This window comes from Streptomyces sp. RB17 (assembly GCF_009604455.1).
Lineage (GTDB): Bacteria > Actinomycetota > Actinomycetes > Streptomycetales > Streptomycetaceae > Streptomyces.
This window is the reverse complement of record NZ_WEGL01000035.1, coordinates 1-7266: the sequence shown is the minus strand read 5'-3', so window position 1 is coordinate 7266 and position 7266 is coordinate 1. Positions and strand designations below refer to the sequence as shown.

Sequence of the window (7266 nt, the reverse complement as noted above, 5' to 3'; positions counted from 1 at the left end):
ACCTGGAGAGTGCTTCTTTCCTTGCAGTGACAGGACCCTCGACAAGTCCCATCGTTGCAGGTCAGCAGCACTCTCCATTTATTTGATCAAGACTCGGACAGGCCCACTCGTGAAAGCGCGAGGTTAGATCGCGTGTACGGCACGGACGCGGTGCGGCAGGCCTCTGCGAGACGATCACAGCCTCCGGCGCGATGCGAGGGTGTGGTGAAGCACGGCGCGCGGAGACGGTCAACTACTGGGATGACCGGCCGCTGAAAGTTCGCCGGTAGGACGTGGGGGTGGTGTGGAGCCGGCGGCTGAAGTGGGACCGCAGCGCGGCCGCGTTACCGAATCCAGTCCGCCGCGCAATGTCCTCGACCGGGCGATCAGTGGTCTCCAGGAGGGACTGGGCGACCCTCAGCCGCTGTTCCAGCAGCCATTGCGCGGGTGTCATCCCCGTCTCAGCGCGGAACTTGCGGGCAAAGGTCCGCCTGGACATCAACGCCCGGTCGGCGAGGTCGTCGACCGAGATCGGGTCGTCAAGATGGGACAGCGCCCAGGTCCGGGCAGGCTCGGTCGCCCCGGCCGACGCAGAGCCCTCGGTGACACGGGCGGGCAGGGGGATGTACTGCGCCTGCCCACCCTCGCGGTAGGGGGCGATCACCGTCCATCGCGCCACGTCAGCGGCGGCTGCGGCGCCGTGGTCCTGGCGCACGACGTGCAGACACAGGTCCAGGCCCGCCGCGACGCCCGCACTGGTCATGATGGAGCCCTCGTCCACGTACAGAACCGCTGGGTCGACCTCGACTTTCGGGTACCTTGAGGCGAGCTCCGCGGCCGCCGACCAGTGCGTGGTAACGCGCCGGCCGTCGAGGAGGCCTGCATCGGCGAGCACGAAGGCGCCGGTGCAGATGGACATGATGCGGATGCCACGGTGGTGCGCCTCAATCAGTGCGGCGGCGACCTCGGGGTAGCTGGCCGCGGTGGAGTAGTGGTCCAGACCCGGCACGACGATCGAGTCCGCGTCCTGAAGTGCTTCAAGGCCTCGCTCGGCCAGGATCTCCGGGCCCGTCGAGGTCGCGACCCGCCCCTTGCGAAGGCCCGCGAGTTCGAACTGGTACCGGTCCCCACCCAGTTGCCCGAAGATCTGCGTGGGCGCGGCCATGTCGAGCAGGAGGACCGACGGCAGTATCAGGGTGACGACGCGATGCGGTGCTGGCACAAAACCAATGGTAGGCGTTTTTACGCCGCGGCCTCCGTGAGGGCACTCGGCAGGCTGTCCCAGACCCCCGTGACCGGTGTGCTGTGCCGCGACTGTATTCCCGCACCGCCGCGGTGCCGCCGGTGCATCGCGGCCGTTGCCGCGGCAAGTCGCTACGGCGACTGGACCGGAAGTTCCTTGGCCGCAATTCGATGAGCGCTGGCCGCGCTGCCTCTCGTCGGTCGCCGGTATCTCCGGCACGTTTGAGGCGTGATGTATTTGACCGAAAACGCCTCTCGGGCATGCGGCCCAGCCGCATGGCGGGTATCGGGCGCCAACGCGGCGGGTGGTGCCACATGACCCCGCCGGTGACGCTCGTCTGCTTCGACGGATCCACCGCGTCGAGGCGGGGCCTTGATGTGGCGCAGACACTCCTGGCATCCACCGACCTCGTCGTCCTGTCCGTTTGGCAGTCGGTGGCAAATCGGCTCGCCGAAGCCGGAAGCCTGGGTGCGATGGCGGTCGTGGCGCACGAATCGGCCGACCAGGCCGCGGAAGAAGAGGCCCGCGCCGCTGCGGCCCGCGGGGCCGCGATCGCGCATGCCGGCGGTGGCCACGCGCAGGCGCGCGTCGAAGAAGCCGACGAGTTCGTCTGGAAGGCCGTCCTCAAGGTCGCCGACGAGGTCGACGCGGCATCGATCGTCATCGGCTCACGCGGCCGCAGCCCGCTCAAGGGCGCGCTGCTGGGTTCGGTGTCCCGGGAAGTCTCGCACACACGTCACGACCGGTGCTGGTCGTGACTCCGACGCACGCGCCCGAGCGATGACCTCCAGCACACAATTTGCAAGAAAGAGAACCATCCCGATGACACCTTACGAACTGGTCGCCCACCCGTCCGCCGAGCCTGGTCGCGGGCAGGTCCATTTCGCCGTCGAAGCGCGCGGCGTCTGTCGCAGTGACGCTTTCGCCGGTGAGAACCTCCTCGGCGTCCACGACGGCGCTGTACCGACCATCCCGGACCTGCGCGTGGTTCTCAGGATGAGCTGGCCGTCGGCGGTCCAGCGAACGCGGGAGGCCGGGCGTGGGACATAGCGGGGGAATCGCAGCACATGAGCGGATGTCCACCGTGGAACATCACGGTGCGTCCGGTTGGGAAACAGCAGCACAGAAAGGACCGGTCTAATGATAGATAACCGACAGCAGGCCAAGGCCCAGGCGTTTCGCGCCCTGCACGATGAGGGGATTTTCGCTCTGCCCAATGCGTGGGATGCGGGCAGTGCGGCGATGGTCGCGGCTGCCGGGGCTCAGGCCGTCAGTACCACGAGTGCGGGCGTGTCCTGGTCGCTGGGCAGGTCGGACGGTGAGCGCCTGACCCGTGAGGAAATGATCGACGTGATCGCCCGTGTGGCGGCCACTGTCGATCTGCCGGTCAGCGCCGACGTGGAGGGCGGCTACGGCGATAGCCCAGAAGCGGTGGCCACCACCGTCCGCGCCGTCGTCGAAGCCGGCGCTGTGGGCATCAATCTGGAGGATTCGCGCAGTTTTGACGGGACGCTGTACAGCCCCGACGCGCAGGCTGCGCGGATCAAGGCCGGCCGGGATGCCGCGGCCGCCGCGGGCCTGTCCGGCCTGGTGATCAACGCCCGCACCGACGTGTTCTTGTTCCAGGTCGGGGAGCCCGCAGGCCGGCTCGACGACGTTCTGCGGCGGGCTGATGCCTACGCCGCGGCGGGCGCGGACAGTCTTTTCGTCCCCGGGCTGTTGGACTTGGACGTCCTGTCCGAGCTGACCGGCAAGGTGTCGCTGCCGGTCAACGCGATGGCCGGCCCCGGCGCCCCCAGTGTGGAGGCGCTGCGGCAGGCGGGCGTGCGCCGGGTCACCGTGGGTCAGGCGATCGCCCAGTCGGCGTACTCCCTGGCGCGCCGGGCCGCGGTCGAGATCCTCACCTCCGGCACCTACGACGTGCTCGAGGGCGCCGACGATTTCGGCTCGATCAACGGCGCATTCTCTTCGCGCTGATCCTCCAGGAGGCACCATGACCACAGCGGATACGGTGACCGCCGTCAGGCAGCGGCTCGGTCGGGTCGGTGTGTGGTTCGGTGCCTTGCGGACAGCCGGCGCCGACGCCGGGCGATACGCCGCCCAGCGAGTCGAAGAACTCGGCTACGGCTCGCTGTGGACCGGCGAGAGGCTCGGTGGCAAAGAGCCCTTCGCTGAGTCCGCGGTGCTGATGGCGGCCACCTCCAAGATCGTGACCGGCATCGGTATCGCGAACATCTGGACCCGCCACCCGTCGGTCATGCAGCAAGGCGCCGCCACACTCAACGCAGCCTGGCCCGGCCGGTTCGTCCTGGCCGTAGGCGTGGGCAACGCCGAAGCGGTCAACAGCAGCGGCCTGGCCTACGACAAACCGCTCGATCACATGAGCCGCTACCTGGCCGGCATGGACGCCGCGTCCGGCGGCGGACCCGTCTGCGAACTGCCCCTTCCACGTTTGGTGGGGGCGCTGCGCCCCAAGATGCTGGAAGTAGCCTGCGACCAGGCCGACGGCGTCCACACGTTCTTTGTCCCCGCATCGCACACGCCGCTGGCCCGGGCAGTTCTCGGGCCGGACCGGCTGGTGATCCCCGAGCAGGCCGTCGTGCTGGCCACCGATGCCACGGAAGCACGCGGCATCGCCCGCGAGCACGTGGACTTCTACCTCCGGCTGCCCAACCTGAGAAACAATCTCCGCGCGCTCGGCTACAGCGACGACGACTTCGAGAGCGGCGGCAGCGACCGTCTCGTCGACGCCCTCGTGGCCTGGGGCGACGAGACCGCGATCGCCCGCCGGATCCACGAGCACCTCGACGCCGGCGCCGACCACGTCCTGCTCCAACCACTCGGCGACCTCGGCACCACCGTCGACCAACTCGACCGACTGGCACCAGCACTGCTGCCGGGGTGACCCCGGCGGGCTCTTCACACCTCAGACGATCAGCAGACAGCCGCCCGAATACCACCGGGCAGGCACATAGGAAGCCGCATGATGAGTGAACCCACCCTCTTCCCGGCCGGAGGAGCCGAACCTGACAGGACCCGCACCGGCGGCCTGGACGTGGTTGCAGACCCGGATTTCTCCACCGCCACACGCATCCATCTCGACGCCACCTCCTGGGTGGACTACGTCCAGGGCTGGCTTGCCGGAGACGACGTACTGATGCGTCTGTTGATGGAGCAGGCTGTTTGGGAGCAGCGCTCCCGCTGGATGTACACCCGCACCGTGGAGGAGCCTCGACTGACTGCCGAGTACCCCGTCATCGCTGACGCTCCGCAGCCAGTGCTGATGTACCTGGCGGACACGCTGTCGGCACACTACCGACGCCCGTACACCCAGCTGTGGATGAACTGGTACCGCGACAACAACGACGGCACCGGCTGGCACGCCGACCGGCCTGCGAACAAGCTGGACGAGGCGATCATCCCGGTCCTCAGCCTCGGCGTGACCCGCCGCTTCCTCATCCGCCCGGTCCCGGGAGGCGCCAGCCGGGCGCTGGTCGTACACGGCGGCGACCTCGTGGTCATGGGCGGCCGATGCCAACGGGACTACCAGCACATGGTCCCCAAGCAGAAACAACCGGCCGGCCCCCGACTCAGCCTGAACTTCTCCGGGCCCAACCCCGTCCCGTGACCGCTTCCGCCCACCGCTGGCTCCCAAGGCGTACCACTGCGATTCCTGCGCACGGCCTCCAGGGCCGCCAGTGACAAGGCGACCCGCTGCCCTTCTTCATCTGGAGGGTGCCTTTCCCTTGCAGCTGACAGGGGACCCTCGACAAGTCCTATCGTTGCAGTTCAGGGGCACTCTCCGTTTATTTGATCCAGCATCGGACAACGAGCCTCGTGAAAGCGCGGGGCTAGTGACCGGCGGTGCGGCCTCCGTCGATGTAGGAGATCTCGCCCGTGACGAAGTCGGAGTCCTCGAGGTAGTTGACGGCGCGCACGACGTCGACGACCTCGCCGATGCGGTTCAGCGGTGAGAATGCCTTCATGTCCTCATCGGAGTCACCTTCGTGCATTGGCGTGCGCACGATCCCGATGGAGACGGCGTTGACGCGGATGTTGTCCTTGGCGAGTTCCATCGCCAGGCCGCGGGTGGCGGCGACGCAGGCGCCCTTCGACAAGGACGCGAGGACCGCCGGCACGTTCTGGAGTGCGTGCTCGACAAGGCTGCTGCTGACCTGAATGATGTGGCCGCCGCCTTGCCGCTGCATGGCGGGCACCGCCGCCTGGGTGGCGAAGAAGACGCTGTCCACGTTGGTGGCCATCACCCGCCGGTACAGCTCTTCGGAGATTTCGGTGATCGGGCTCGGGCGCCAGATGCCGGCGTTGTTGATCAGAGTGTCGATGCGGCCGAACCGTTCCAGCGCGACCTCGACAACCCGCCGCGCGACCTCCGGTTCACCGACATCGCCGACCACCGTCACGTAGTCCGGATCATCGGACGGGGCGATCGACCGTCCGTTGCCTACCGCGCGCCAGCCGCGCTCCCGGTATGCCTTGACGAACGCCTCGCCCAGACCCTGCGACGAACCGGTCACCACGACTACCTTGCGATCATCGCTCACAATCATGCCTTCTTCTGATCGATTCCCACTTGACGAGGGCGGGTATGGACTGACCCTCAGGACCGGCCGTCGGGGCAACCCGCATTCGGGCTCCACCCCACGGCGGCTGAAGAAGGTCAGGCGGCGGCAGCCGCTTTCATGCGCTTCACGGTCTCTTCGGTGGTCCACACAGCGTTGGCGATGAACCGGTAGTTGACCATCGCAGCCTGGTAACCGTCGCCTTCTTCGTTGCGCCCGGCTGAGACCGCGTCCCGCACCATAGCGATCTCGAACCCCGCCTCGAAGATGTCCCGCATGTGGGCCTCCAGGCACAGGTTCCCCACCGGGCCCGCCATGATCACCTTCTCGACGCGTCGCAGGCGGAGCTGCTTGATGAGGTCGTTGGAGTCCGACGACATGCCCTTGTGTGGGGATGTGTTCGCGGTCCTGCCGTCCATGAGGTACTTCTTCAGGTGCTCCGGGTAGTCGGCACCCGAGCCGGCGAAGCCCTCCAGGCTGACAGGATCAGCACGACGCACGAAGTCGACCCCGGCCAGGTAGTCGGCGATCGCCCCCGGCGGGGCGACCCACTGCCCGTCGGTCGGGTAGTAGTAGTGCGGCGAGTGGACGACGAAGAACTCGTTTTCCTGCGCGCACTTCAGCAGCTGCTCGATGTGCTCGGCCGTACCGTGGGCCTTGAGGCTGTCCTCGATCAGCGGGTAGTAGCTGCCGTCCTCGCTGAGGAAATCGTTCTGCAGGTCCGCCACCACCAGAGCGGTGCGCTCCTTGTCGAGCTTCATCTCAGGATTGCGGTGAGTGAAAAGCATAATTTCCTCTCCAGGAGACCGGAGCTCAGGCCCTCGCGATCACGCTTTGTGCTTCCTGGCCGACTCTGTTATTACATGCAAGGCAGCTCGACAGCCGTGCACGAGCTGCGGGAAAGAGTGTCCCAGCAAGCGGCACACCTGAGAACGTGCACGTCTCCGCTTCGCGTGGACGGTTCATCGTCTCCCCGCTTCTTCATGATCGCTATCCGAGCCAGTTTCGCCGGAGACACGGGGGCTATTCTTCGCCGTTTTCGTGCCATTCGGGCGCTGGCCGATGGGCTCGACTGCCCCACATGGAAACGAGGACGGACGGGGGCCATTGTGCGGGCACGGACCCCCACCGGGCCGCGTCGCCCGAATGGGTGCCGTCTCCCGCGTACCTGCTCGGTCGCCGCCGCGGGCTTGCCCGATGGCAGGTGAGCGCCTCCTTCTGCGCCTAGACGTCGGGAACGATCGCCCGTTGGATCCTGGCGGGGGCAGCGCAAGGGCAGAGCGCATCCGTAGCAGAGTCCGTGACCTCGGTGATGCACATCCGGGGCGCGATGCTTCAGTGGCTGTTGTCGTTCCGAATCTGAGGGCGGCGTTTTCGCTGGTCAGGCATAGCGTGGGTGACCCGGTGGGAGTGGTGGCATGTCGTGTCGTCGCTCCCCGGGAGGTTGCGGATGCCGTCCGTCGT

General features: G+C 67.3%; 7 protein-coding genes. 4 read left to right on the top strand and 3 right to left on the bottom strand.

Annotated features, from left to right (window positions below):
- Positions 1 to 232: 232 nt before the first annotated feature.
- Positions 233 to 1201 (bottom strand): GlxA family transcriptional regulator, encoded by a 969-nt coding sequence (locus SRB17_RS44945; RefSeq protein ID WP_323377625.1) that lies wholly within the window; start codon positions 1199 to 1201, stop codon positions 233 to 235.
- A gap of 335 nt (positions 1202 to 1536) precedes the next feature.
- Here SRB17_RS44945 and SRB17_RS44940 point away from each other — a divergent pair, with 335 nt between their 5' ends.
- From SRB17_RS44940 to SRB17_RS44925, 4 genes are all read left to right on the top strand, one after another.
- Positions 1537 to 1980: a universal stress protein gene (locus tag SRB17_RS44940; RefSeq protein ID WP_194294346.1), complete on the top strand. Its 444-nt coding sequence runs from the start codon at positions 1537 to 1539 to the stop codon at positions 1978 to 1980.
- Between the two features lie 382 nt (positions 1981 to 2362).
- Entirely contained in the window at positions 2363 to 3199 is an 837-nt protein-coding gene (locus SRB17_RS44935) for an isocitrate lyase/PEP mutase family protein (RefSeq protein WP_153547973.1), read from the top strand.
- Between the two features lie 16 nt (positions 3200 to 3215).
- Positions 3216 to 4127 (top strand): TIGR03620 family F420-dependent LLM class oxidoreductase, encoded by a 912-nt coding sequence (locus SRB17_RS44930; RefSeq protein ID WP_153547971.1) that lies wholly within the window; start codon positions 3216 to 3218, stop codon positions 4125 to 4127.
- Between the two features lie 78 nt (positions 4128 to 4205).
- Positions 4206 to 4850, top strand: coding sequence for an alpha-ketoglutarate-dependent dioxygenase AlkB (locus SRB17_RS44925; RefSeq protein WP_153547969.1), 645 nt, complete (start codon positions 4206 to 4208; stop codon positions 4848 to 4850).
- Between the two features lie 223 nt (positions 4851 to 5073).
- Here SRB17_RS44925 and SRB17_RS44920 read toward each other — a convergent pair whose 3' ends face one another.
- Both SRB17_RS44920 and SRB17_RS44915 read right to left on the bottom strand, forming a co-directional pair.
- Positions 5074 to 5790, bottom strand: coding sequence for an SDR family NAD(P)-dependent oxidoreductase (locus tag SRB17_RS44920; RefSeq protein ID WP_153547967.1), 717 nt, complete (start codon positions 5788 to 5790; stop codon positions 5074 to 5076).
- A gap of 110 nt (positions 5791 to 5900) precedes the next feature.
- The gene (locus SRB17_RS44915; RefSeq protein WP_228396711.1) at positions 5901 to 6563 is read right to left on the bottom strand and encodes an isochorismatase family protein; all 663 of its coding nucleotides are present in this window, start codon (positions 6561 to 6563) and stop codon (positions 5901 to 5903) included.
- Positions 6564 to 7266: the final 703 nt, after the last annotated feature.

Bases quoted from the DNA above. Each gene is read 5' to 3' on its own strand.
- SRB17_RS44930 (WP_153547971.1), top strand. From the start codon at position 3,216: ATGACCACAGCGGATACGGTGACCGCCGTCAGGCAGCGGCTCGGTCGG.
- SRB17_RS44925 (WP_153547969.1), top strand. From the start codon at position 4,206: ATGATGAGTGAACCCACCCTCTTCCCGGCCGGAGGAGCCGAACCTGAC.
- SRB17_RS44915 (WP_228396711.1), bottom strand. From the start codon at position 6,563: ATGAAGCTCGACAAGGAGCGCACCGCTCTGGTGGTGGCGGACCTGCAG.
- SRB17_RS44920 (WP_153547967.1), bottom strand. From the start codon at position 5,790: ATGATTGTGAGCGATGATCGCAAGGTAGTCGTGGTGACCGGTTCGTCG.
- SRB17_RS44940 (WP_194294346.1), top strand. From the start codon at position 1,537: ATGACCCCGCCGGTGACGCTCGTCTGCTTCGACGGATCCACCGCGTCG.
- SRB17_RS44935 (WP_153547973.1), top strand. From the start codon at position 2,363: ATGATAGATAACCGACAGCAGGCCAAGGCCCAGGCGTTTCGCGCCCTG.